The organism is Geomonas sp. Red32, assembly GCF_023652955.1.
Classification (GTDB): domain Bacteria; phylum Desulfobacterota; class Desulfuromonadia; order Geobacterales; family Geobacteraceae; genus Geomonas.
The window spans coordinates 495,837-519,469 of the sequence record NZ_JAKLOY010000001.1 but is presented as its reverse complement, the minus strand read 5'-3'; the positions used below and the strand labels follow the sequence as shown (position 1 = coordinate 519,469).

The window sequence follows — 23,633 nt, the reverse complement described above, 5'->3', positions numbered from 1 at the left end:
GCGGGATCGCCTCACGGATGGATGAGGGGCACGACCGGTTCGCCGGGTCTTTGGTCAGACTTGTTTTTTAGAGATGCAGTTACGCGGCATTGTTGGGCTTTTTGGTTTAATGAACTCGGCGGAGTTGACATGACCCTCGACCGGGTTGGCGGAAGGCACGACAGGGTAGGTGGAAGTCACGACCGAGTTGGTTGGAGTCACGACCGAGTTGGCGGAAGGCATGGCGGGGTTGACAGAAGGCACGGCGGAGTTGGCGGGAGTTACGATGGATTGGTTTCATCCTCGCTCCGGCCTTCCTCCAGAAAGGGCGGGAGAGTTTTCCCGTGGGGAAAGAAGGTTTCTCGAGGGGGTAGATCTCCCCTGTCCCCCCTTCGCAAAGGGGGGAGCGTCGGCATCCTTAGCCAAGGAGAGATCGGGATCTCCTTGGCAGAGGGGGGAAGAGTGACATGCCAAGCGGGAGTGGCCGCCAGCCGGGAGAGAAGGAGAGAGTTACTTTCCCTTCAGTCGCTTGCTCAGGGCGGGCTGGGAGATGCTCAGGAGACGGGCGGCGATGGTCTGGTTGTGGCCGGCGCGGGCCATGGCTTCCTCGACCAGGAGATCGGCGGCCTCGCCGAAGGTCGGGAGCCGCTCGAGGCCGGCAAAGACGTTTCGCCCGGGCGCCGCAGGGGCTGCCTCGCGGGGAACTCCCGGACCGATCGCTTTCTTGAAGGTCTCCAGGGAAAGGATCCGCTCACGGTGTACGCTCACGGCGTCGTAGACCATGGACCTGAGCTCCCTGACATTCCCTGGGAAGGAATAGGTGGCCAGCAACTGCGCGAGCTCCTTGGGAGGGGTCGGCTTCTTCTTGCCGAGCGACTCGGCCGCCTCGGCCAGGAAGTAATCGATGAGCAGCGGGATATCGCCCCGGCGCTCCCTCAATGCGGGTAGCATGATCTGGTGGGTCCGCAGGCGGTAGTAGAGGTCGCGGCGGAAAAGCCCGGCCTGTTCCTTCCCTTGCAGGTCGCGGTGGGTCGCCACGATGATTCGGGCCTTGAGGCGCTTAGGGCGGTCGCTTCCCAGGGGAAAGTATTCCCCCTCCTGGAGAAGCCTCAGTAGCTTCACCTGGGAGGGGATGCTGAGATCGCCGATCTCGTCCAGGAAGAGGGTGCCGTCGGTGGCCTCCTCGATCATGCCGCGGCGGGCCTGGTCGGCGCCGGTGTAGGCGCCACGGATGTGGCCGAAGAGGGTATCGGCGAAGACGGTATCGTCGAGCCCCGCTACGTTGACCGCCACCAGCGGTCCGGTGTTGCCGCTCAGGGTGTGGACTGCGCGGGCGACCAGTTCCTTGCCGACCCCGCTCTCGCCGGTGATGAGCAGGGGCTGCCGGCTCTTGGCCACCGCCTCGATGTAGTTGAAGATCCCCAGCATGGCGCGGTCGGCGGTCACGATGTTGACGAAGGCTTCGGGGTGGCGAAGCTGGCCCGACAGGAAGCGGTCGGAGATGGCCTGGTTCTCCCCTTCCAGCTCCAGCATGCGGATGGCGCGCAGCACCCCGGTCACCAGCCGGTCCTCCTCCACCGTCTTTACGAAGTAGTCGAAGGCGCCGAGCTTCATGCAGCGGACGGCGGTCTCCAGCTGGTTCATGCCGCTTACCACGATGGTGAGGATGTCGGGGTGGCGCTCGCCGATCAGGCTGAGGAGCGCTTCGCCGCTCAGGTGCGGCATGGTGAGGTCGAGCAGCACGAGCCGGACGTTTCCCTGGGCGAGAATGTCGGGGACTTCGCGGCTGTCCGAGCAGGTCTTGATGTTGTTGATCCCGGCGCGGGCCAGGGTGAGGCTTACCGAACGCATCCAGGCGGGCTCGTCGTCCACCAGCAGGATCGAGAAATGGGGTACCGGTGCGGTCATGCTGCGTCTGCTCCTTGTTGTGCGTTAAGGGTCAGGGTGGCGGTGGTGCCGTGCCCCGGCTCGGAGTCGAAACTGAGGGTACCGCCGTGCTCCTGGACGATGCCGGCGGAGATGGAGAGGCCGAGGCCGGTCCCTCCGCTCTCCCTCTTGGTGGTGAAGAAGGGGTCGGTGAGGCGGTGCAGGAACTCCTGCGGGATACCGACCCCCTGGTCGGTGACGGTCAGGCGGACCACTCCCGTCTCGCGGTCGGCGCTTGTCTCGATCCGGATTCCCTGCTCGGGGGAGGGGAGCGCCTGGCAGGCGTTGATGAGGAGATTCACCACCACCTGCTCGATCCGCTGCGGGCTGCCGAGCACCTTCGGGAGCTCCCGGCCGTACCGGCAGTCGAAGTTGTTGGTCGACTTCCTGATCGAGGTTTCCATCAGGCGGACTGCCGCCTGCACCACCGAGTTCAGGTCGAACGGCTCCATCCTCGGCGTGCTGTCCTGGCGGGCGTAGTTCTTGAGGTCCTCGACGATCCTCTTGATGCGCGCCGCTCCTTCGCTCATGTCCTCCAGCATCAGGGGGACCTCGTCGCGCATCCTTGAATAGTTGAGTCCCCCCAGCATGAAGTCCCCCTCGTGCTGGAAGCGAGTCTCGAGGGTTTCGGTGGCGTCGTGGTAGACGTCCTTCAGGATCGGGAGGTTCAGGAGGATGAGGCCGTTGGGGTTGTTGATCTCGTGGGCCACGCCGGCTACCAGCACCCCCAGGGTCGCCATCTTGTCGGCCTGGATCAGCTTGTCCTGGTGGAGCCGGAGCTCCTCCAGGGCGCGGTTACGCTCGGCGACTTCCTGGGCGAGCTCGTTGGTCCGCTCTTCGACCCGCTTCTGCAGGGTCCGCGACCAGACCCCGGTGGCGATCAGGATGGCGAGCAGGGGGAGGAGCACCATGGCGCCGTACTTTGCTACCCGGTCGGGGGTGAGCCGCTGCTCGTTGATCCCCAGCCAGCGGTCGTAGATCGCTTCGTACTGCCCGTTCTGCTTCAGAATGGCGAGCCCCTCGCTGAAACGGGTGATGAGCTCGGCGTTCCCCTTGGCCACCCCGTAGCAGTATTTCTCGGCCGCCACGTTTTTGGCCACCTGCACGACGTTGGTCAGGTGGTGCTGGTTGATGAGGAACATCCCCGGCAGGGTCGCCACCACGGCGTAGTCGCATTGGCCGGAGGCGAGCAGACGAAGCTCGTCGGCGGGGGAGCGGGTCAGCACCAGGTTGGGCCCGAATCCGAGCCGGCGCAGGGTGTCGTGCATGATCCCGTCGGCGAAGACAATGACCTTCTTTCCGCGGAGATCCTCCAGCTTGGAAACCGGCGGGGTGCCTTTGCGGGCGAAGATGGAGTGATGGACGATGGTATGGGGAGGGGAGAAGTCGATGATCTGGCTCCGCTCCTCGGAGAAGGAGACCCCCTGCAGGATGTCGATCTTTCCGACGGGCAGATCCGCCCGCAGTTTCGACCAGTCGTCGAAGCGGAATTCGACCTTGATCCCCATCACGTCAGCGATGGCGCGGGTGAGGTCGACGTTATACCCCGCCGGCTTTCCCTTGGCGTCGAGGAACTCGTAGGGGGGATAGGCCCAGTTTCCCCCCACGACAATGGTCTTGCTGCTCGCCGGAGCGGCGGCCGGTGCGCTCCCGGAGGCCCAGGACGACGGAACGGCGAAGAGCAGCGCCGTCAGCCAGAGAAATCCCACCGCCCACCGGGCGGCTGCGTGGAGGTCGAGGGCAGGGAAGCGGGGACTCCCGGAGGGGATGCTGAAACGGTAGCCATGGATGCGGAGGGTCATCGGGGACTGAAAACCTATTGCCGTTCGAGGGTTGGGCAGGTGGCAGAGGGAGTCGTGCGGCTCCACCATACCATATCGTGAGGTGGAAAAGAAATACGAGAATTCTTCCTCCCCCGCCAATGATGCCGCAGGCACTGCACTGATGAGTTTCAGGAGAGAGCGCACCAATACGTTACCTTCCCTCACCCCGGCCTTCTCGTGGGGGAGGGGGAGCCGGACGAGGAAAATGCGGCGAGCACCTGCCAACCTTCACCTTGCGCCTAAAGGTTAGCGGTCGCCGTCCGATCAGGTAGAGAGATCGGCACAGCTTTCCGCGGCATTTGCCGTCGGCTGCAGTCAAATCGGAGACCTCACGGAGGGGAAATGAGAATACGGGATTTAAAAATCAAGACCAGACTGTCGTGGGGCTTCGGCTCCATCCTGATAGTCGTCGGTGTAGCGGTGACCGTGACGGTGCTCATGATGGCAAAGATGGTGGAGCGGTCCCAGCTGATCAAGGATGAGGCGCTTCCCTATACCGTCACCGCCGACCGCCTGGCCTTCGATACCGTACAGGTGCAGCAGTTCCTCACCGACGTGAGCGCCACCCACAATCCCGACGGCTACAAGGACGCCGAGGCGGCCGCGAAGGAGTTCGCCGAGGGACTCGCCCGCTTCGAGGAGAAGGCGACCCGCGATAAGGACGAGCAAACCCTGCAGGCGGTTCGCGCCATGCGGGATGACTTCAACCGCTACTACGAGCTCGGCAAGAAGATGGCCCAGACCTACATGACCCAGGGGATCGCCCAGGGCAACGTCATCATGGAGGATTTCGACAAGAGCTCGGAGCGGATCACGGAGCGGGTCAAGGATTTCCGCCTGGCCCAGATAGCTCAGGCGAACGGACTGGCGGACTCGACGGTGAAGAGCGCTCACCGCCTCGAGGTGGCCTTCGCCATCATGGGGATCTTCACCCTCGCGCTGGGGGTGCTGGTCGCTCTCTTGATTTCGAGGAGCATTACGGGCCCCTTGGCGGACGCGGTACGGGTCATCGACCAGGTCGCCGCCGGCGATCTCACCGTCAAGGTAGCTGACGACGCGCGGGATGAGATCGGGTACCTCGCCGGAAGGGTCAATCACATGGTGGACGACACGGCGGCCGTCCTCTCCACGGTGGCCGGCGCCTCGCACCGGCTCGCCTCGGCGGCGGCAGAACTGGAAGCGTGTTCCGGCGACATCAGGAGCACCATGGAGGAGGTCTCGGCGCAGTCGGTATCGGTGGCCCGGGCGAGCTCGGAGCTGGCGGAGAAGTCGGGAGAGATCGCCCGCAACTGCGTGCTCGCCGCCGAAAGTTCCTCCGATGCGAACGACTCCGCCAGGGGAAGCTCGGGGACCCTGGAGGGGACGGTGACCGGGATGCGGCAGATCGCGGACCGGGTGAGGGAGTCGGCCGAAAGCGTGACCAAGCTCGGAAGCCAGTCGGAACGGATCGGGGAGATCATCGGGACCATCGAGGAGATCGCGGACCAGACCAACCTCCTGGCGCTCAATGCGGCCATCGAGGCGGCCCGCGCGGGCGAGCAGGGGAAAGGGTTCGCGGTGGTGGCCGACGAGGTACGGGCCCTGGCGGCGCGGACCACCAAGGCCACCAGGGATATCGGCGAGATGATCGGCGCCATCCAGAACGGGATTCAAGAAGTGGTGGCCGGAATGGGCCAAGGGGTCGCCGAGGCGGCGCACGGGACGGACGAGGCGGCCAAGTCCGGGGCGGCCCTCCAGGAGATCCTGGGCAAGATCGGCTCCATCTCGGTGGAGATCAACACGATAGCTCAGGCGGCTGAGGCCCAGTCGGCGACCACTACCGACGTGAGCGGCATCGTCCAGGAGATCACCCGTGCGGTGGAGGAGTCGACGGTAGGGGTGCAGCAGTCGGCCGAGGCGGCAAGGGAGCTTGCCAAGATTGCAGAGGAACTGCAAGGGCGCGTGCGTAAGTTTAAAGTGGCGGTGTAGACGGCTTCACCCCATCCTCACCCTGGCCCTCCCCTTGATGGGGAGGGATCGAGATCCGGGTGCGCACGGGGGGATGCCCAAGGCAGAAGAAACGGGGGGGATCAGGGGGTGTCGATCGTCCGCTTGACCTCGAACTTCTCCGCGCCCCGCTGGCACTGAAGGGCCACTTGCGAATTCTTTCTGAAGTTCCCACCCGGGTTCCTGCGGGAGGCCCGGTTCTGCTTGTCGCGGGCAATCTGGCGGCAGTTTTCCAGGATCTGGTTCACGTCCTGGCCAACCACACGGTCGACGTCGAAGCGGTGACTCCTCGCTACCAAACCCTCACCTTGAATGCTGGTGATGCTTCCCTTGCAGACGACTTCATCGGCCTGCGCGCCGGAAGCGAAGCAGGCGGCACCCAGCACCAGTAACATCCCCACGCTCACTTTTCTCATAAGCGCCTCCCTTGGCGGTATCTTTACTCTTCCTGGCTGGCGCCGATCGCACTGTGGCGCCGTCCTCTCCGGGATTGCCCCGGTTGGCGCGCAGGAGGCGCGGCGACCGCGGGAGTGGAGGGTAGCGTCTGCTGCACGACGGGTGCGGCGGGGGGGGGAGCCACCGGCGTGCCTGCGGGAGGGGGCACGGCTAACGGCGCGGCCGGGGTGGCCAGCGGCACCGGTGACGGAGCCGAAGCGTTCGCACTCCCGGCCGCCGGCGGCTGGGCCGGCTGATTGATGGCCAGTCCCCCCTTCTTGCCGGTGGCAACGTCGAGCACCCTGGCCTTTTTCAGGTACCTGGCCGGAATCTCGTTGATGCTGTTGGTGAAGTGTTCAGTCCCCCGCCCATCGCGCCATGTGAAGAGCGTCTCGCCAAAAGCGGAAGAACTCCCGCTCAAAAACAGCAGCAATGCCACCAATCTTTTCATCACGTCCCCTCCTCCTTTCAACCACCAGACATTATTCAAGATAACGCTCCCCCGATCAACCCGAAAATACACCTGGTCCCGGCCGGAGGCCGTTTCATCCCAATTCTCCTGCCGGAGAGGAGGGAGAACCGGCGGCGGAGATACGGCCCGGGCATGGTCTAACCACTTGAAGAAATTGCTAACTTCCAGTGCGGGGCGTAAAATTTTATTAGTTGACCAAGGAGGAGAGTCTTATGAAGAGGATCTGGATGGCAATGGCCGCCCTGCTGTTCTTTCTGGCGGGGTGTGCTTCTCAGCAAGTGGCGAAGCCTCAAGTGGCGGACTTCCCGGACCATTACCGCCAGTTCGATGCCGCCCTCGGGTGGGAGGTCAAGAAGAACCCCAACGACTTGATCGTGGACGGGGTCTTCAAGAACCTTCGCTACTTCCAGATGACCGACATCGAAGTCTGGGTGGAAACGGTCGATCCGGCGGGGAAGGTCCTCTCCCGTTCGGTTTCGTTCATCATCCCGAGGACCGTGATGCAGGATGAGTCGGCCCCCTTCAGCGTTCGCCTGCCGAGGAACGCCGCCGCCAACAAGCTCAGGTTCACCTACAAGTACACCGGCGAGGAGGGGGGCAATGACGAGGGAGGCGGGGATCTCCGGACCTTCCAGAGTTTCGACACCCCGATCCCCCAGTAGGGCTGGCTACCGGTATCTTCCCCTCGGCGGGAATCCGGTAGGGGAGTTTGATCATGAAAAGGATGTTGTGGACAGTGGTCGTCTTGTCGTTAGCGGTGGTCTCGGCTCTGGCGGCTCGGGCACTTTTGGTGGGCGAGCGCCCGCAGGTCACGTCGGTGGCGGACGCCGCCGGGATCAGGGTCTATTCGGCCGAGAAAAAGGGGTACGTGATGAGCCAGGAAGTGGTCAAGACGAAGGACGAGTGGAAGAAAACCCTGACGCCCGAGCAGTATCACGTGCTGCGCGAGAAGGGGACGGAGCGCCCCTTCACCAACAAGTACGCCAATAACCACGAGCACGGGATCTACCGCTGCGCCGGGTGCGGACTCGATCTCTTCCGCTCCGAGGACAAGTTCGAGTCCGGGACCGGCTGGCCGAGCTTCACGGCTCCCATCGCCAAGGAGAATGTCAAGACGGTGGTGGACCGGAGCTTCTTTACCACCAGGACGGAAGTGATGTGCCGGCGCTGCGGGGGCCACTTGGGGCATGTCTTCGAGGACGGGCCGAAACCGACCGGACTGCGCTATTGCATGAATTCGGCGGCGCTGGAGTTCGTCCCCACCAAGTAGGAGTACAGGCGTAGGGTGGGCAGCCGCTGCCTACCAGTCCGAGGGGGTTGGTGGTGGGGCCGGAGTTGGCTCTTGCGTGGGAGCTTCCCCCACCCCCCCGGCCCCCTCCCTCAAGGGGAGGGGGGGAAGGAGTACGGAATGAAACGGGTATGGACATCGCTGGCGGCGCTCTTGGTGGTCGTGCTGATGGGGGCGGGGACGGGGTGGAGCGCTACCGCAAAACCAGCAAGCCAACTCCAGAAGGCCACCTTTGCCGGGGGCTGTTTCTGGTGCATGGAGCATCCTTTTGACGAGCTTCCCGGGGTGGTCTCGGTTACTTCGGGCTACACCGGCGGCGAAACGAAGAACCCCACCTACGAGGAGGTTTCGGCCGGCGGCACCGGCCACGCGGAGTCGGTCGAGGTGCTCTACGATCCCTCCAAGATCAGCTACCAGCAGCTTTTGACCCGCTACTGGCATAACATCGATCCCACCACGAAGGATGCGGAGTTCTGCGATCACGGCCACCAGTACCGGAGCGCGATCTTCTTTCACAACGAGGAGCAGCACCGCCTGGCCGTGAAGTCCAAGCAGGATCTCGAAAAGAGCAGGCCGTTCAAGGGGGCGATCGTCACCGAGATCGTGCCGGCGGGTCCTTTCTACCCCGCCGAGGAGTACCACCAGCACTACTACAAGAAGAACCCGATCCGCTATCACTACTACCGTTTCGCCTGCGGCAGGGACCAGCGGCTGAAGGATTTGTGGGGTGACCTGGCCGGGAAATAACCTCCATATCGGAGAGGCGATATGAAGAACAGGGAGATCGCCCGCATCTTTACCGACATCGCCAACATCATGGAGGTACAGGAGGGGAATCCCTTCAAGGTCAGGGCCTACCGCAAGGCTTCCCTGAACCTGGAGGGGCTGAACCGTGACCTGGCCGAGATGTCGCACAAAGAGATCCTGGAGATCCCGGGGGTGGGGAAGGATCTCGCTTCCCTCATCGAGGAATACCTCTCCGCGGGCTCCGTCGCCATGTACGAGCACCTCAAGGAAAGTATCCCGGCCGGGGTCTTCTCGCTGCTCGCCGTTCCCGACCTCGGGCCCAAAACCGCCCGGCATATCTACGACACCTTAGGCATCACCAGCCTCGAGGAGCTGGAGGAGGCCGCCCGCGAACACCGGCTGGCAGGGATCCGCGGTATCGGCCCCAAGAGCGAGGAGCATATCCTCAAGGGGATCGACTCGGTCCGCCGGGGACGCGAACGCCAGCCGCTGGGGAAGATGCTGCCCGCCGCCCAGGACCTGGTGGCCGCCTTGAAGGCGCGGGCACCGTTCGGGCGCCTGGAGATCGCCGGCAGCATCCGCCGCCGCCGCGACACCGTCAAGGATATCGACCTGGTGGCGACTTCACCGGATCCCCTCAAGGCCATGGATGCTTTCGTGGAGCTTCCCCAGGTTCGCGAGGTGTTGATGAAAGGGGGGACGCGGGCCAGCGTGGTGATCCTCGATGGGGTGCAGGTGGACCTCCGGATCGTGGAGCCCGACTCTTTCGGCGCGCTGCTCGGGCACCTGACGGGGAGCAAGCCGCATAACGTCCACCTGAGGGAAATCGCGGTCAAGCGCGGACTGAAGATCAACGAGTATGGTGTCTTCAGGGAGAGCGACAACGTGCGGCTGGGGGGCGAGAGCGAGGAGGATGTCTACCGCATCCTCAAGATCCCGGTGATTCCGCCGGTGTTGCGCGAGGATCAGGGAGAGATCGAGGCGGCGCTCGCCGGGACGCTGCCGCGCCTGGTCTGCCTGGAGGACCTCAAGGGGGACCTTCACGTCCATTCGAAGTGGAGCGACGGCGGCCACACGATCAGGGAGCTGGCCGAGGCCGCCCGGCAGGCGGGACTGAGTTACTTCGCGGTGACCGACCACTCGCAGACCCTGGGGGGTGCCCGCGGGCTCACGCTGGACCGGCTGGCCGAGCAGGCCCGCGAGGTTCGCGCGGTGAACGAGGAACTGGCGGATTTCCGGGTGCTGCACGGGACCGAGATGGACATCCTCCCGGACGGATCGCTCGACTTCCCGGACAGTGTCCTCAAAGAGCTCGACCTGGTGGTCGCCTCGGTCCACTCGGCCTTTGGGCTTCCCAAGGACAAGATGACCGCCCGCATCACTGCCGCGATGCGGAATCCCTACGTCGCCATTATCGCCCACCCGACCGGGAGGATCCTCGGGGAACGGGAGGCGTACCAGGTGGATATGGAGGAGTTGTTGAAGGTGGCGGCCGAGACGGGGACCGCGCTGGAGATCAATTCGTACCCGTTGAGGCTGGATCTCGCTGACCGGTACGTGCGGCGGGCCAAGGAGCTCGGGGTGGCGATCGCCATCGACAGCGACACGCACGTGAAGAACCAGTTCGATACGCTTTCCTACGGCATTTCGGTGGCGCAGCGGGGGTGGCTGGAGAAGAAGGATGTGCTGAATACTCTGGAGGCTTCGGCGCTGCTGAAACGGCTGGCGCAGAAGAGGAAGGTATGAAATCGAAGGAGGTGGAGATGTCCACACGCAATTATTGGCTTTTCAAGACCGAACCGTCGGCTTTTTCGCTGGAGGATCTCAAGGGGCGCCCGGACGCTACCGAGCATTGGGACGGGGTGCGGAACTTCCAGGCCAGAAACTTCATGCGGCACGAGATGAAGGTGGGGGATCTCGGGTTCTTCTACCACTCGAATATCGCCGAACCGGCCATCGTCGGCATCGTCGAGGTGGTGAGGGAGGGATACCCGGACTTCACGGCGTTCGATCCGCAAGGCAAGTATTTCGATCCGAAGAGCAATCCTGAAAAGCCGCTCTGGTACATGGTGGACGTGCGCTTCGTGCGGGAGCTCGCGCGGCCGGTCACCCTGGCGGAGCTCAAGGGGATGGCGGAACTGAACGGGATGGTGCTGTTGAGCCGGGGACGGCTGTCGGTCCAGCCGGTGCGGGAAGAGGAGTGGAAGATCATCCTGGGGCTGTCGGGGACGGCGGAGGTCGGTTGATCTGGGGGGGAGGGAACGTTCGCGGGAGAAAGGGGCTGGCACCTGAGGGAGCCAGCCCCCCTTCATTTACAGGATGTTGACGGCGCGGGCGGCGAGGAGGGCGATGACCAGCAAGGAGATCATGGATTGGGTCATCATCAGCACCTTCGCCCACCGCGAGAGGACCGGGACATCGGTCGGCGAAAAGGCGGTCGAGGTGTTGAAGGCCAGAAACAGGTAGTCCACGAAGTTCGGCGTCCACTCGTGCAGCCCGGCGGCGTGACGCTTCTCGGGCGGCAAGGTCATCTGGGGAAACAGGAAGGCGCCGTGGGAGTGGTCCCCGCGCTGGGCGCGCTTGTGCGGACCGCCGGCGTCGAGCCTCCAGTACCAGGAGGCGAAGACGAGGATGTTGGAGAGCCAGAGTGCGGCGGCCGACCGGAGCAGCTCTTCGGGCTTTTCGGTGTGCAGGGGGAGCGCCCTGATGAGAAGTACCAGCGAGGCGATCATCGCCAGGGTCACTACGCCGTTCAGCACGTAGCCGAAGAACTGGTTGGCGGTATGGGCTCCCCTGATATAGCTGACGACGATGGGAACCAGCAACACGCAGATTACCACCAGCGGGAGCCATCGGGAGCCGCCGATCAAAAGACTCGGGGGAAGGGCGCCATAGAGCCCGCCGAGCGACAGGAGCGCGAAAAGCGCGGGCCAGCGGATCTTGTTCCGGGAGGGAGTCGTTCCCGGTGCGGTGTTCGTGGTTGTCAACCGGCGCCCTCCTTTTGGGGGTCTCTTATAGAATAGGGAACATTTGGCAGGGGGCGAACCGGAAGGGGCGGCCCCTTTCTTCGTTTTGGTTGCACAAGGTAGCAGGATAAGGGCGTTTTTCGAAGTAAAAAATCGATGGAGCATTACAAACCTGCCCTCACCCGGCCTTCGGCCACCCTGTCCCCCGAAGGGGGCCCCCATTCCGAGAGGTTCATCGGGGATTTCCCCTGTTGCCAACGTCACAAATCCCCCCCTTGTCCCCCCTTTTTCAAAGGGGGGGACCTGCTATCCCGGGGAGAGGCGGGGGTGAGGAGGGGACGGTGGTGTTTTAACGGAACGAAGCCGTTGTTTACCGAAATGGTGCGTAAACGGGCGGCGGGGGATGTGCTGCCGGACCGGTGGGAGGCCGGTAAAGGCCCGCTGTAGGCCGCTTCACAGACGGATGCCGTTTGCATGGAGGTTTCGCTTCCCCTGCTGCACGGTGGCTGCGGGGGCGGCTTCGCACCGGCTGCGGCCTTTCCCACCGGTGATTTAACGGAACCGCCACTGCCGGAAAGGCGCCCTGGTTTGATGCGGCTCATGCCTAGCTTCTAAGGGAATCTCTTGTTTTCCGCCCGCTTGCCTTAATTTTTGGGGTGAAACGCTGCACGCGGGGTACCGGAGGCGAGCCCGGGAATTTCATGTTAAATAGAGGGATTCCACGCCGAACAGGGGGAGCATGGTGTGAAAACTTCCTCTACCCTTCATTAAATCGTCAGTTTTGTCGGCCGATTTGTCGCTAAAAAAGTGATGACGACGCCGATTCTGGCACAAAACGGGCAATACGTCTCATTAGACGCACGATTTTGAGGGCAACCTTTAACCGAACTGGAGGAAAACAAAATGTTCACGCTCTTTATCGCTTTCGCTGTCGTCACCATCGCCGTGGTCGCTTATCAGTTCTCCTGCTTCCTGGAGTACCAGGACAACAAGGAAGGGGCTGCCACCCTTTCCCTCTCGCCCGAGATTTGCACCGAGCCGTAACAGGTTCCGGACGGCTTTTTATATGCTTTAGCTCATCTCGTGTGAGAGATGTTGTCATGTAATGCAATCCGCCGTCTGTAATGTCTCATTGTAGTGATCAATTTGATACGGCATGTAATTGAAACGGCGGCCCCTAGGGACCGCCGTTTGTTTTTGCGGATGTACTGTTTGGTCAGGCGAGGCTCTTGGCCGCCACCTCGTAGACGTCCCGGGCCAAGCCGGGGGCGGCCAGGATCCGGTTCAGCTCCTTTTTCATCAGTTCCTGCCGTCCGCTGTCGAAGCGGCGCCAGCGGCTGAACGGGGTGACCATGCGGGCGGCAATCTGCGGGTTGATGGCGTTGAGCCTCAGCACCTGATCGGCGAGGAAACGGTACCCGGCGCCTCCCGCCTCGTGGAAGCGGACCAGGTTCGCCTGGCTGAAGGCTCCCACCAGCGAGCGGACCCGGTTCGGATTGGTGATGTCGAAGTCGGGATGCTCGAGGAGCTCCATCACGCGGGAGAGGGTTCCTTCCAGCCGTGAGGTGGCCTGCAGCGTGAACCACTTGTCGATCACCCCGCGGTCCTCCCGCCATTTCAGGTAGAAGGACTCCAGCGATTCCCCCCGCTCCGGACAGTCGCAGCCGGCCAAAGGTCCCAGTGCCCCGAGGGTGTCGGTCATGTTGTCCGCCCCCCTGAACTGGGCCATGGCCAGATCGATCGCCGCCCGGTCTCCCGGCGCCATCAGGTAGGCGAGGCAGAGGTTCTTGAGCTTGCGGCAGCCGGCCAGCCCGTCGTCCGGGGCGTAGGGGCCGGTGGGCGCGCAGGCGTCCCGCACCGCCACCAGTTCCTCCCGCAGCCTCCTTCCCACCTCGGCACGGACGAATTCCCGCGCGGCGTGGATGGCGGTGGGATCGATCACCTCCATCTGCTCGGCCAGGTAACTCTCGCTGGGAAGGGTCAGCATGTCGGCCAGGAAGGCGCGATCCTGGCGGTCGTCCCACAAGAGCGCCCGGAAGGATTCTATCAGCCCCTCGCCGATCTTCAGTTCCCTTCCCTCCTGGTAATCCCCGATCAGTCCCATGATCAGCTTGACCGCCTGGACCTGCCCCGCCTCCCACTTGACGAAGGGATCGCTATCGTGGGTCATCAGCAGCATCAGGTCGGCATCGCTGTACGGGTAGTCGAGCTTTACCGGGGCCGAGAAGTTTCTTAAAAGCGACGGTACCGGCCGCGAGGTGAGGCCGGTGAAGCGGAAAGTCTGGGCCGCCTCGGTGATCTCCAGCACGCGCGAGGTCCCCACCGGGGCGGGTTCCCCTTCCAGCTGCAGCGGGAGCTCGCGGCCGGCGCGGTCCAGGAGCCCCATGGCGAGCGGGAGGTGGAAAGGCTCCTTCTCCGGCTGCCCCGGGGTGGCCGGGCAGCTCTGGCTCACCGTCAGCTTGTACACCCCGCTCTCCTCGAGGTAGGCGTCGTCCACCTCGATTACCGGGGTTCCTGCCTGGTCGTACCAGCGCATGAACTGGGTGAAGTCGCGGTGGTTGGCGTCGGCCATCGCCTGCACGAATTCGTCGACCCGCACGGCTTGGCCATCGTGGCGCTGGAAGTAGAGATCCATCCCGGCCCGGAACCCTTCCTTGCCGAGGATGGTCTGCAGCATCCTGATCACCTCGCCACCCTTGTGGTAGACGGTCATGCTGTAGAAGTTGTTGATCTCCACGTAGGAGTCGGGGCGTACCGGGTGGGCCAGGGGGCCGGCATCCTCGGGAAACTGCGAGGACCTCAAAAGCTTCACGTCGGCGATCCGCTTGACCGGGCGGGACTGCATGTCGGCCGAGAACTCCTGGTCGCGGAAGATGGTCAGCCCCTCCTTGAGGGAGAGCTGGAACCAGTCGCGGCAGGTGATCCGGTTGCCGGTCCAGTTGTGGAAGTACTCGTGCCCGATCACCTCCTCGATGGCCTGGTAATCGTCGTCGGTGGCGGTCTCGGGGCTCGCCAGCACGTACTTGGAGTTGAAGATGTTGAGCCCCTTGTTCTCCATGGCCCCCATGTTGAAGGCGTCGACCGCCACCACCATGTAGGTGTCGAGGTCGTACTCCCTCCCGAAGGTCTCCTCGTCCCAGCGCATCGCCTCGCCAAGCGAACGGAGCGCGTGGTGGCACATCCCGAGGTTCTTCTTCTCGACGTAGATCTCCAGGTTGACCTCGCGGCCGCTCATGGTCGTGTAGCGGCCGGAGATGTGCTCGAGGTCGCCGGCCACCACCGCGAAGAGGTAGCTCGGCTTCTTGAAGGGATCGTGCCAGGTGGCGTAGTGGCGCCCGTCGGGGAGCGCCCCCTGGGCCACCCGGTTGCCGTTGGCCAGAAGGACCGGCGCGCTGCTGCGGTCACCCTTCAGGGTCACCGTGTAGACCGCCATCACGTCGGGGCGGTCCGGGAAGTAGGTGATCCTGCGGAACCCCTCCGCCTCGCACTGGGTGCAGAGCATGGGACCGGAGATGTAGAGCCCGGAGAGGGAGGTGTTGGTGCGCGGATTGATCCGGGTAGCGATCTCGAGGGTGAAGGCGGCCGGGACCGAGGGAATGGTGAGGTGGCGGCTGTCGGCCAGGAAGCGGTCGGGAGGGAGCTCCTGGCCGTCCAGCTTGAGCGAGAGGAGGGTGAGCTCCTCGCCGTCCAAAACCAGCGGGAGCGATCCCTCGCTGTCGGGGTAGTTGCGGCGGACCGCCAGGCGGGATACCACCCGGGTTTCGTCGGGATCGAGATCGAAGGTAAGATCCACGCTCTCGATCAGGTAATCGGGAGGGGCGTACTGTTTTCGGTAGACCGTCTGGTGCAGATTTTCCGGCATGGGCTCTTCCTTTCATCGGGGAATGACCACAGAAAATGGGCCGGGGCGTGGGAGCTCGCAGCACTCTGTAGAAGAGCCAATTGTACCGGCTGGCGTGCCGATTTTCAATCTCTCATGAGGTCTTGGGCGGAGAATGGGCCGGCTGCCGAATGCCAACCGCAGATCCGCGGGATTATTGACTTTGGCGGGAAGTAACGATATAAACTCCCCGTTATGAAAACTCTCTCTCTTTTACTGGTCCTGCTCGCCCTGTTCCTTTCCCCGTCCGTTTCCGGCGCCACCGAGGTGTACGCAAGGCAGACGGGAAAGAACTGCTCCTTCTGCCATCTCGATCCCGCCGGAGGCGGGGAGTTGACCGCGGCCGGCAAGGAGTTCTCGGTCACCAAGCGGCTCCCGGCCGCTGCGGGCGCCCCGGGTGCCGCGGCCGCGCCCGCGACCGCCTCGCCTCAGGGAGCCGGGCCTGCCGCCCCCTCGCCAGCCCTGCGGGTCCTCCACCTGGTGACCGGCTACCTCCACCTTTTGACCGCCTTCCTCTGGTTCGGCACCATCCTCTACGTCCACCTGGTGCTCAAACCCGCCTATGCCGCCGGGGGGCTCCCCAAGGGTGAGGTCCGGGTCGGCCTCTTGTCCATGGTGGTGATGGGGGTGACCGGGGTGATCCTCACCAAGTTCCGGCTCGGCCACCCCTCGATGATGTTCGAGAGCCGCTTCGGGCTCCTGCTCCTCACCAAGATCATCCTCTACCTGGTGATGGTGGTCTCGGCCATGGTGGTGGTGCTGGTGATCGGGCCCCGGCTGAAGGGGAAGAAGCAGGGGGGCGCGCCACGTCCTTCCGGGGGAGAGCTGAGCGCCGAAGAGCTCGCCTTTTTCGACGGCAAGGAGGGGCATCCCGCCTATTTCGCTTTAGAGGGGAAGGTGTACGAGGCGACCGCGAGCCGTCTCTGGAAGGGGGGCCTTCACATGGGGAGACACCAGGCCGGCCAGGACCTGACCGAGGCGCTCAAAGGGGCGCCGCACGGGCCCGAAAAGGTGCTGGCGCTTCCCGAGGTGGGGACTCTCGTCCGCCAGGGGAGCGGCAAGGCGCCGCTGCACGAGCGGGTCTTCTTCTTCATGGCCTACATGAACCTCACCATCGTCTTTTTGATCACCTTCGTGATCGCGCTCTGGCGGTGGTGGGGATAGGTGCGCGGACGCTTCAGTAGCGGTTGCAGCGGTCGATGACCTCGGCTATCTCCTCGTCCGAGAGGTTCAGTTCGATGTCGAGATCGAGGTGGATGGCGTTGTCGGCGTCCCTTCTGATGGTCGAGATCCCGGGGTAGGAGCGCTCCAGGTACTTAAGTTCCTGCGATTGCCGGCGCACGGTTTTCAATAGGCGGCGGTTCTCCTCCTCGAGGTCGTACTTCTCCACCGCGCTCCTCAGGGACATCTTCAGCTCCGCCTCGTTCCACGGCTTCGTGAAGAAGCGGTAGATCTCCCCGCTGTTCACCGCCCTCATGGCCGACTGCAGGCTCGCGTGCCCGGTCAGCATGATCCTCACCGTCTCGGGGTAGAGCTCCTTCACCCGGGAGAGGAATTCCGCCCCCTCCATCCCCGGCATCATCTCGTCCGAGATCACCACCTTGAAGCTGCGGTGCTCCATGAGCCGGAGCGCCTCGGCTCCTCCTCCCGAACCCTGCAACTGGTACGGTTCCTCTTCCAGCTCGCGCACCAGCGCGGAGATGACGCGCGGCTCGTCGTCGACGATCAGGATGGTACTCTCTTCATTCATCTTGCTGCCTCCAGATATTCGGTACCGGCAACGAGGGTAGCTCGCGGCCGGCGGGGAAGATAGGGACTAAAGGGACCATAGGGACCATAGGGGGAGCGGCCTCAGACGGTCTGCCCCGGATGGCTCCGTCAGGAAGCGAGTTCCTGCGAAGGGGTGATATAGACCCCGCCGGAGGGGGGATCGATCCGGTAGTACCGTTTGACCGCCTCGATGCTCCCGGTGTCGAGGGCGGTTCCGGCGGTGAGGAGGAGCAGCCCGGTGCCGCTGTAGAGGCTGCGGGAGATCCGCATTCCCTCGCGGAGCCTTTCCGGGGGGAGCTCCCGTTCGCCGGTCCCGGCGCCGCTCTCCTCGCGCCCGTCGGAGGCGAGGCGGAGCCCGACGTGGATGCCCCCGGCCGGTGGATCGACCTTGTAGTGGCGCTGGATGACGGCGATGCTGCCGGCGTCGAGCACGGTCCCCCCGTCGACCAAGAGCAGTCCGGAGCCGCTGTAGACGGCCCGGGTGAGCACCATTCCCTCGATGAGCTGGCGGGGGCGGACTTCCATCTCCTCCGCGGGGGAGGAGGACGCCGCCGTCCCGGCCAGGTAGAGGTCGCGGACATGGGGCTCCATGACCGGGTAGAGCTCGGGGTCGAGCTCCCTCCCCAGGGCGCCGGCCGCCTTGGCCAGGACCCGCGCCACCGGCGCTTCCCCCCGCTGACCGTCGAGCTCGCGGTCGATGAAGTCGGCGAAGGCGATGATGCGCGCGCCGAGCGGAATATCGCCGCCCGCGAGACGGTCCGGGACCCCGGCTCCGTCGAAGCGCTCGTGGTGGTGCCTGATGAATCCCCCCGCCTTCCTGAGCTCCGCCACCGCGTCGATGGCGGTCTGTCCCCGCACCGCGTGCTGGAGGAAGATCTCCTGCTCCTCGGCGGTCATGTTGGCAAGCCGTTTCTGGACGATCTTGGGGGAGATCCCGATCACCCCGATATCGTGGAGCAGGGCGGCGGTCTTGAGCGTCTCGGTCTCCTCGCCCTCCAGCCCCAGCGAGGCGGCGGCCCGCTCGCAGAGCTCGGTGACGTTTCTCGTATGCTCCTGGAGGGTGCTCGAGTGAAGCTCCACCAGCCGGGAGAAGGCGACGATGGTCTGGCGGAACGATTCGCTCACCTGGCGGTTTCTCTCCCTGAGCTCGTCGTTTTGTCTCCGGATGGTGGCCGTCTGGTCGAGGACCCTCCCCTTGAGCCCGGCGTTCCACTCGGCCAGCTCCCGGTTCTGTTTCTCCACCAGCGCGTTCAGCTCCCGGTTTTCCTGGATGAGCCTGAACTGCCGGACCCCTTCCCGGATGGTGGTCAGGAGCAGTCCGTCGTCCCACGGCTTGGTGAGGTAGTGGGAAGCCCCCCCCTTGTTGATGGCGTCGATGGTGGCGGTCACGTCGGCGTAGCCGGTCAGCACCACCCGGACCGCCTCCGGTGCGATCTCCCGCGCCTTCTGCAGGAACTCCGCCCCCGACATCCCCGGCATCCTCTGGTCGGAGAGGATGAGCGCCACGTCCGGGTGCGACTCGAGCACCTGGAGCCCTTCCGTGCCGGAGTTGGCGGTCAGCACCTCCAGCGAGCTCTCCTCGCCGAGCAGCAGCCTGGTGATTGCGCGGACGATGTTTTCCTCGTCGTCTACCAGCAAGACCTTGGACATTTCGCTGCTCATGCGCTCTTACTCCCTTCGCGGCCCTCGTCCGCCCACATCATGGCGATCAGCACCATCGGCTCCCCGTCCCGGAGCGTCTCGCTCTGCCCTACCAGGAGCTCGTTGGTTCCCACCGCGGTCCGCCAGTGGTCGGTTGCCCCACCAGGCGGCTGCAGGAACGGGAAATGGGTGGCCAGCCGGCAGGTGGCGGCCTCCTCCCTGGTGACGCCGAGCATGGCCGCGGCCGCCCGGTTGATCTCCCGCACGCACCCCTCCCGGTCGACCGAAAGGATCCCCACCGGGAGATCGTCCAGCGCCTGAGCGCTTCTCCCCGCCCCCCCCTTGAGCCGCGCCAGTTCCTCGTCCTTGCGCGTGAGTTCCTCGGCGAGCTCCTGGTTGTGGCGGTGGATATCGAAGGTCTCCAGCGCCTTCTCCACCGTGAGCCGCAACTCGTCGTCGTTCCATGGCTTGGGAATGAACTTGTAGATCTTCCCCTCGTTGATGGCGGCCACCACGGCGGCGGTGTCGGCATAGCCGGAGAGCACGATCCGGATGGTCTCCGGGCGCTGCGCGCAGACCTCTTTGAGGAAATCGACCCCGTTCATCCCCGGCATCCGGTAGTCCGAGATCACCACCCGCACCACGGGTGCCTCCGCCAAGAGCTGGAGCGCCTCCTCCCCCGAGGAGGCGGTGAGGATCTCGTAGTCGTAGTCCATGAAGATCCTTTCCAGGGCGCGGAGCACGTTCCGCTCGTCGTCGACGCACAGGATCCTGATCCTGTTCATGGTTTGTCTCCTCCTACCGGCAGCCTGATGGTGAAGGTGGTCCCCACCCCGGGGGTGCTCTCCACCTCGATGGTACCGTTATGGTTCTTGATGATGTCGTAGCTGATCGACAGCCCGAGCCCGGTCCCCTTGCCGATCTCCTTGGTGGTGAAAAACGGCTCGAAGATCCGGTTGACGACCTCGGGGGGGATCCCGCAGCCGGTGTCGCCGATGGCGATGGAGACCTGGTCCCCCTCGTGACGGGTGGCGACGGTGATGTCTCCCTGTTTCTCGATGGCGTGTGCCGCGTTGACCAGGATGTTCAGGAAGACCTGGTTGAGCTGCTGGGCGAGGCATTTCACCTGTGGCAGCTGCCCGTAGTCCCGCTTCAGGGTCGTCTTGTACTTGAGCTCGTTCCAGGCGATGGTGATGGTGCTCTCCAGGCATTCGTTGAGATCGACCCAGCTCGCCTGGGAATCGTCGATGCGGGAGAAGCTCTTCAGGTTCTGCACGATGGTGCGGACCCGCTCGGTGCCGTCCTGCGACTCGTCGATGAGGCTGTGGGCGTCTTTGAGGACGTAGTCGATCTTCATCTCGCGCCTCGCCTGGGCCATCTCCTCCCGCTTCCCGGCGGGGGCGAACTCCTCCACCCCGGCGGACTGCAAGGCGAGGAAATTCTCCAGCCGCCCGAGGTATTTCCCCATGGTGGTGAGGTTGCTGGAGATGAACCCGATGGGGTTGTTGATCTCGTGGGCGACCCCCGCCGCCAGCTGGCCGATGGAGGCCATCTTCTCCTGGTGCAGCAGCTGGGAGTGGGTCTCCTTGAGCTCCAGATAGGCGGCGCTCAACTGGTCGGAGACCTCCCTGATGCTGGTCAGGTCGTGCAGGGTGATCACCTCGCCGCTGCCGTTTCCGTAGCTGTAGCTCTTGAGCGACAGCCATCGCCGGCTCCCCTCGTGGTAGATCTCCCCCGATTCGCTTTCCACCGCCTCCGGGTCGAGCCCCCCCTCCCGTAAAAGGACGCGCCAGTCGCGGTTGAGGATCTCCGGGTAGGCGCACCCCGCCAGGGCGGCGAAGGCCCGGTTGCAGCGCCTGATCCTCCCCCGGCTGTCGGCCAGGGCGAGCATGTCGTCGATGCAGTCCATGGTCTGCTCCCACTCCAGCTTGGCGTGTTCCATCTGCCTGAAGAGGGAGGTGAGCTGCTCGTGTTGCAGCACCAGCTCGGCCTGCTTCTTGACCAGCTCGCGCTCGGCCTGTTTGCGGGAGGTGATGTCTTCGGTGATCCCGAGGAAGTGGGTGACGTTGCCCGCCTGGTCGCAGATCGGTGAGATGAGGGCGTTGACCCAGAAGACCGTCCCGTCCTTGCGCCGGTTGTTGAATTCCCCCTGCCACTCGTGCCCCGCCGCGATGGTCTCCCACAGTACCTGGTAGACCTCCGAGGGCTGCCTCCCCGACTTGAGGATTTTAGGGGTCTGGCCGAGGACCTCCTCCGCCGTGTAGCCGGTCACCTCGCAGAACTTCCGGTTCACGTACTGGATGGTCCCGCTCCGGTCGGTAATGAGGATCGAGCTGGAGCTTTGGTCCACCGCCCGGGAGAAGAGGCGGAGCGAATCCTGGGCCCGGACCCGCTCGGTGATGTCGCGCAGGGTCTCCACCACCGCGATCGGCTCCCCGTTCCGGATCACCGGGGCGGCGTCGAAGAAGAGGTAGCGGCTCTCGCCGTTGAGGGCCTGGAACCAGGCCTCCGCCCTCACCATCCCCTCATTGGCGGTGTCGACGGTGAAGGTGTCGTAGTAGCTCCCCGTCTTGGCGAGCTCGCCGTCCATCACCAGGTCGGCGAGCGTCGGGCGGCTGCTCGGGTAAAACGGCACCCACTGCCGGGTGGTCCCGATCACCTCCTCGGCGCCGAGTCCGCTCAGTTCGGCCATGGCGCGGTTCCAGGCGATGATCCGGTGCTCGCGGTCGATGGCGAAGAGCGGGGCGGTGGTGCTCTCCAGGATCGCTTCCGCGAGCCGGCGCTGGTCGTCGAGGGTGCGGTAGACGTTGCAGAGCTCCTCCTTGCGCTTGGCCTCGTGCACCAGCTGCTCCATCCCGCACCTGAGCGTCTCCATTTCGGCCCCGGCGCCGGAGTCGCACCCCGCCGGGGCAGTGCCGCCCCTTGCTGCGGGTGTCCTCTCGCCGGGCTCATCCTCCCCCCCGGTCTCGGCCAGCACCCGCCCGGCCAGCTCGCGCAGCGGTTCGCTGACGTCGCGGCGGAGGAGCCGGACCACCAGCAGCCAGACCCCCAAAAGGGCGGCCATGTTGACCGCCAAGAAGATCCGGGCGCCACTCAGGATGGCCGCACCCCGGCTGGGCGCCACCTCCGTGTCCACGATGTGGCCCAGGGAGTGGTACTCGGCCAGCTCCAGCAGGGCCAAAAGCGCCACCACGAGGAGGACCGGGACGGCGATCTTCGCCGTGATGCTTGTCGTTGGTCGAACGGACAAGTAGTATTCCTCCGCTATGGCCGGTCCGGTGGCGGGTGCCCCGGCGGCCGATCCTTAATCCTGAGGGACGCGCCCTGTGGTTATGGCCGCATCCCGTGACGGCTCTACTGCACGACCATGGAATGCTCCCGCGGGAGCCTCACCTTCACCTTGGTCCCCCCGGCACCGCTCGCCAGGGAGAGGTGCCCGCCGTGGGCCGCGATGAACCGCTGGGCGATGGTCAGGCCGAGGCCGACGTGGCTTTCGGGGGTCTTGGTGGTGAAAAATGGCTCGAACAGGGAGGGGAGATCCTCCGCCGGGATGCCGGCTCCGTCGTTGACGATGGTGATCTCGGCGGTGTGCGGGTGGGAGTCGACGGTCACCGAGATGGTCCCGGGGGCGGTGCCGAGCGCCTCGCAGGCGTTTTTCAAAAGTGCTACCAGCGCGGTGTTCAGCTGGACCTGGGAGCCGTGTACCATGACCAGCTCGTCCGGGGCTCTCCACTGTACCTTGGTGCCGGGAGGTGCCAGTACCGTCAGCATTTCCACCAGCGGCTTCAGCAGCCGGACGAGGTCGAGGTCGGTGGTGAGGTGCCCGGCCAGCCCGAGCTCCAGCTGGGCCATCTGCTGGATGATCAGCGCGATCCGCTGCCCCCCTTCCCGGGTCTCCTGGACGAGGGAAGGGAGGTCGTCCCGGATCTGCCGGAAGCGGTGGACGCGCTCCAGTTCGGCGACGATGCCGTCCGCGTGCGGGCTCGCCTGGCGGAGCTCGGCGGAGAGCGCGTCGGCGTGCTTCAAGAGGGACCCCACGTACCGCTCGAGGGCCGAGATGTTGCTCATCACGAACCCGAGGGGGTTGTTGATGTGGTGGGCGGCGCCGGCCGCAAGCCTCGCCACCGCCGACACCGTCTCCTGCTCGACGAGCTTTTGCTGGGCGTGGGTCAGCTCGGCCAGGGCCGCCTCGGTCTCGTGGCGGGCCCGGGAAAGGGCGCGCTTTTGCTGCACGTTCCTGACCGCCGCGTGGACCCTGGCCAAAAGCTCCACCTCGGTGATCGGCTTGGTGATGTAATCGTCGGCCCCGAGGTTCAGCCCGGTGGCCACCTCGTTTTGCGAGGTGCCGGTGGTGAAGAGGATGATCGAGAAGAGGTGCGGGCTCGCCGCGGCGATCTTCACCACCTCGAGCCCCGACATCCCCGGCATCTCCATGTCGAGCAGCACCACGTCCGGATTCTCGCTCTCGATCGTCTTCAGACAGGCCTTGCCGTCGGCGGCCTCGAGCACGCGGCACCCGGCGTCGCGCAAAAGCGTCTTCACATAGCTGCGGATCGACCTGCTGTCGTCCACCACCAGCACTGTTGGTTTGTCGTTTTCTTTATTCATCGGTCAGCCGCAGTCGCCCGGGGGGCGTTTCATGAAGCAGGAGGCCAAGAGGTCTTAACTATCTATCGGCGGGAACCGGAGGGTGCTCAAGGACTTTTTGAGGGAAGCGAAG

Annotated in this window: 19 protein-coding genes; 8 read left to right on the top strand and 11 right to left on the bottom strand. The window is 64.5% G+C overall.

The genetic code is table 11. From position 1 onward, the window contains the following. Window positions 1-489: 489 nt before the first annotated feature. Both L4X63_RS02330 and L4X63_RS02325 read right to left on the bottom strand, forming a co-directional pair. On the bottom strand, window positions 490-1,887 hold the full coding sequence (locus tag L4X63_RS02330) for a sigma-54-dependent transcriptional regulator (protein ID WP_250676973.1): 1,398 nt from the start codon (window positions 1,885-1,887) through the stop codon (window positions 490-492). Further along, a complete protein-coding gene (locus L4X63_RS02325) occupies window positions 1,884-3,707 on the bottom strand; it encodes a transporter substrate-binding domain-containing protein (protein ID WP_250676972.1) in 1,824 nt (607 codons plus the stop codon). Before L4X63_RS02325 ends, L4X63_RS02330 begins: the two co-directional genes overlap by 4 nt. Window positions 3,708-4,070: 363 nt before the next feature. On the opposite strand from L4X63_RS02325, the gene L4X63_RS02320 reads away from it, so the two are divergent. Then, a complete protein-coding gene (locus L4X63_RS02320; RefSeq protein WP_250676971.1) occupies window positions 4,071-5,696 on the top strand; it encodes a methyl-accepting chemotaxis protein in 1,626 nt (541 codons plus the stop codon). Between the two features lie 101 nt (window positions 5,697-5,797). Here the strand turns inward: L4X63_RS02320 and L4X63_RS02315 are convergent, their stop codons facing one another. Together L4X63_RS02315 and L4X63_RS02310 are read right to left on the bottom strand one after the other, a co-directional pair. Further along, on the bottom strand, window positions 5,798-6,130 hold the full coding sequence (locus L4X63_RS02315; protein WP_250676970.1) for a hypothetical protein: 333 nt from the start codon (window positions 6,128-6,130) through the stop codon (window positions 5,798-5,800). 23 nt (window positions 6,131-6,153) lie between these two features. Beyond that, window positions 6,154-6,600, bottom strand: coding sequence for a hypothetical protein (locus L4X63_RS02310; protein ID WP_250676969.1), 447 nt, complete (start codon window positions 6,598-6,600; stop codon window positions 6,154-6,156). A gap of 233 nt (window positions 6,601-6,833) precedes the next feature. Between L4X63_RS02310 and L4X63_RS02305 the strand changes: the two genes are divergently transcribed. The 5 genes from L4X63_RS02305 (at window position 6,834) to L4X63_RS02285 (ending at window position 10,902) form a co-directional block, all read left to right on the top strand. Beyond that, on the top strand, window positions 6,834-7,283 hold the full coding sequence (locus L4X63_RS02305) for a hypothetical protein (RefSeq protein WP_250676968.1): 450 nt from the start codon (window positions 6,834-6,836) through the stop codon (window positions 7,281-7,283). Between the two features lie 53 nt (window positions 7,284-7,336). Continuing rightward, entirely contained in the window at window positions 7,337-7,891 is a 555-nt protein-coding gene (gene msrB / locus L4X63_RS02300) for a peptide-methionine (R)-S-oxide reductase MsrB (RefSeq protein ID WP_250676967.1), read from the top strand. A gap of 138 nt (window positions 7,892-8,029) precedes the next feature. Then, a complete protein-coding gene (gene msrA, locus L4X63_RS02295; protein WP_250676966.1) occupies window positions 8,030-8,656 on the top strand; it encodes a peptide-methionine (S)-S-oxide reductase MsrA in 627 nt (208 codons plus the stop codon). 21 nt (window positions 8,657-8,677) lie between these two features. Then, window positions 8,678-10,402 (top strand): DNA polymerase/3'-5' exonuclease PolX, encoded by a 1,725-nt coding sequence (polX, locus tag L4X63_RS02290; protein ID WP_250676965.1) that lies wholly within the window; start codon window positions 8,678-8,680, stop codon window positions 10,400-10,402. Beyond that, complete coding sequence (locus L4X63_RS02285) at window positions 10,399-10,902, top strand: EVE domain-containing protein (RefSeq protein WP_250676964.1); 504 nt, start codon at window positions 10,399-10,401, stop codon at window positions 10,900-10,902. Before polX ends, L4X63_RS02285 begins: the two co-directional genes overlap by 4 nt. Window positions 10,903-10,968: 66 nt before the next feature. Here L4X63_RS02285 and L4X63_RS02280 read toward each other — a convergent pair whose 3' ends face one another. Further along, on the bottom strand, window positions 10,969-11,643 hold the full coding sequence (locus L4X63_RS02280) for a hypothetical protein (RefSeq protein WP_250676963.1): 675 nt from the start codon (window positions 11,641-11,643) through the stop codon (window positions 10,969-10,971). 882 nt (window positions 11,644-12,525) lie between these two features. Between L4X63_RS02280 and L4X63_RS02275 the strand changes: the two genes are divergently transcribed. After that, window positions 12,526-12,666, top strand: a complete 141-nt coding sequence (locus tag L4X63_RS02275) for a hypothetical protein (RefSeq protein ID WP_250676962.1) — start codon at window positions 12,526-12,528, stop codon at window positions 12,664-12,666. Between the two features lie 172 nt (window positions 12,667-12,838). Here the strand turns inward: L4X63_RS02275 and pepN are convergent, their stop codons facing one another. Beyond that, window positions 12,839-15,484 carry an aminopeptidase N gene (gene pepN / locus L4X63_RS02270; RefSeq protein WP_250676961.1) on the bottom strand — a complete coding sequence of 882 codons (2,646 nt, stop codon included), beginning with the start codon at window positions 15,482-15,484 and terminating at the stop codon, window positions 12,839-12,841. A gap of 213 nt (window positions 15,485-15,697) precedes the next feature. Here pepN and L4X63_RS02265 point away from each other — a divergent pair, with 213 nt between their 5' ends. After that, window positions 15,698-16,666: a CopD family protein gene (locus L4X63_RS02265; RefSeq protein WP_250676960.1), complete on the top strand. Its 969-nt coding sequence runs from the start codon at window positions 15,698-15,700 to the stop codon at window positions 16,664-16,666. 13 nt (window positions 16,667-16,679) lie between these two features. Here the strand turns inward: L4X63_RS02265 and L4X63_RS02260 are convergent, their stop codons facing one another. From L4X63_RS02260 to L4X63_RS02240, 5 genes are all read right to left on the bottom strand, one after another. Then, window positions 16,680-17,252: a response regulator gene (locus L4X63_RS02260; RefSeq protein ID WP_250676959.1), complete on the bottom strand. Its 573-nt coding sequence runs from the start codon at window positions 17,250-17,252 to the stop codon at window positions 16,680-16,682. A 128-nt stretch (window positions 17,253-17,380) separates the two neighbouring features. Then, window positions 17,381-18,934: a response regulator c-di-GMP phosphodiesterase, NosR family gene (nosR, locus tag L4X63_RS02255; RefSeq protein ID WP_250676958.1), complete on the bottom strand. Its 1,554-nt coding sequence runs from the start codon at window positions 18,932-18,934 to the stop codon at window positions 17,381-17,383. Beyond that, window positions 18,931-19,698, bottom strand: coding sequence for a response regulator (locus tag L4X63_RS02250; protein ID WP_250676957.1), 768 nt, complete (start codon window positions 19,696-19,698; stop codon window positions 18,931-18,933). Before L4X63_RS02250 ends, nosR begins: the two co-directional genes overlap by 4 nt. Further along, complete coding sequence (locus tag L4X63_RS02245) at window positions 19,695-22,163, bottom strand: PAS domain S-box protein (RefSeq protein ID WP_250676956.1); 2,469 nt, start codon at window positions 22,161-22,163, stop codon at window positions 19,695-19,697. Before L4X63_RS02245 ends, L4X63_RS02250 begins: the two co-directional genes overlap by 4 nt. 104 nt (window positions 22,164-22,267) lie before the next feature. Next, window positions 22,268-23,521: a sensor histidine kinase gene (locus L4X63_RS02240; protein ID WP_250676955.1), complete on the bottom strand. Its 1,254-nt coding sequence runs from the start codon at window positions 23,519-23,521 to the stop codon at window positions 22,268-22,270. Window positions 23,522-23,633 lie beyond the last annotated feature (112 nt).

What these genes read in the sequence shown, in the direction of transcription:
- nosR (WP_250676958.1), bottom strand. Translation starts at nt 18,934, where the DNA reads ATGAGCAGCGAAATGTCCAAGGTCTTGCTGGTAGACGACGAGGAAAAC.
- L4X63_RS02240 (WP_250676955.1), bottom strand. Translation starts at nt 23,521, where the DNA reads ATGAATAAAGAAAACGACAAACCAACAGTGCTGGTGGTGGACGACAGC.
- L4X63_RS02325 (WP_250676972.1), bottom strand. Translation starts at nt 3,707, where the DNA reads ATGACCCTCCGCATCCATGGCTACCGTTTCAGCATCCCCTCCGGGAGT.
- L4X63_RS02330 (WP_250676973.1), bottom strand. Translation starts at nt 1,887, where the DNA reads ATGACCGCACCGGTACCCCATTTCTCGATCCTGCTGGTGGACGACGAG.
- L4X63_RS02260 (WP_250676959.1), bottom strand. Translation starts at nt 17,252, where the DNA reads ATGAATGAAGAGAGTACCATCCTGATCGTCGACGACGAGCCGCGCGTC.
- msrB (WP_250676967.1), top strand. Translation starts at nt 7,337, where the DNA reads ATGAAAAGGATGTTGTGGACAGTGGTCGTCTTGTCGTTAGCGGTGGTC.
- L4X63_RS02265 (WP_250676960.1), top strand. Translation starts at nt 15,698, where the DNA reads ATGAAAACTCTCTCTCTTTTACTGGTCCTGCTCGCCCTGTTCCTTTCC.
- L4X63_RS02275 (WP_250676962.1), top strand. Translation starts at nt 12,526, where the DNA reads ATGTTCACGCTCTTTATCGCTTTCGCTGTCGTCACCATCGCCGTGGTC.
- L4X63_RS02315 (WP_250676970.1), bottom strand. Translation starts at nt 6,130, where the DNA reads ATGAGAAAAGTGAGCGTGGGGATGTTACTGGTGCTGGGTGCCGCCTGC.
- L4X63_RS02320 (WP_250676971.1), top strand. Translation starts at nt 4,071, where the DNA reads ATGAGAATACGGGATTTAAAAATCAAGACCAGACTGTCGTGGGGCTTC.
- L4X63_RS02250 (WP_250676957.1), bottom strand. Translation starts at nt 19,698, where the DNA reads ATGAACAGGATCAGGATCCTGTGCGTCGACGACGAGCGGAACGTGCTC.
- polX (WP_250676965.1), top strand. Translation starts at nt 8,678, where the DNA reads ATGAAGAACAGGGAGATCGCCCGCATCTTTACCGACATCGCCAACATC.
- L4X63_RS02310 (WP_250676969.1), bottom strand. Translation starts at nt 6,600, where the DNA reads ATGAAAAGATTGGTGGCATTGCTGCTGTTTTTGAGCGGGAGTTCTTCC.
- L4X63_RS02305 (WP_250676968.1), top strand. Translation starts at nt 6,834, where the DNA reads ATGAAGAGGATCTGGATGGCAATGGCCGCCCTGCTGTTCTTTCTGGCG.
- L4X63_RS02285 (WP_250676964.1), top strand. Translation starts at nt 10,399, where the DNA reads ATGAAATCGAAGGAGGTGGAGATGTCCACACGCAATTATTGGCTTTTC.
- msrA (WP_250676966.1), top strand. Translation starts at nt 8,030, where the DNA reads ATGAAACGGGTATGGACATCGCTGGCGGCGCTCTTGGTGGTCGTGCTG.
- pepN (WP_250676961.1), bottom strand. Translation starts at nt 15,484, where the DNA reads ATGCCGGAAAATCTGCACCAGACGGTCTACCGAAAACAGTACGCCCCT.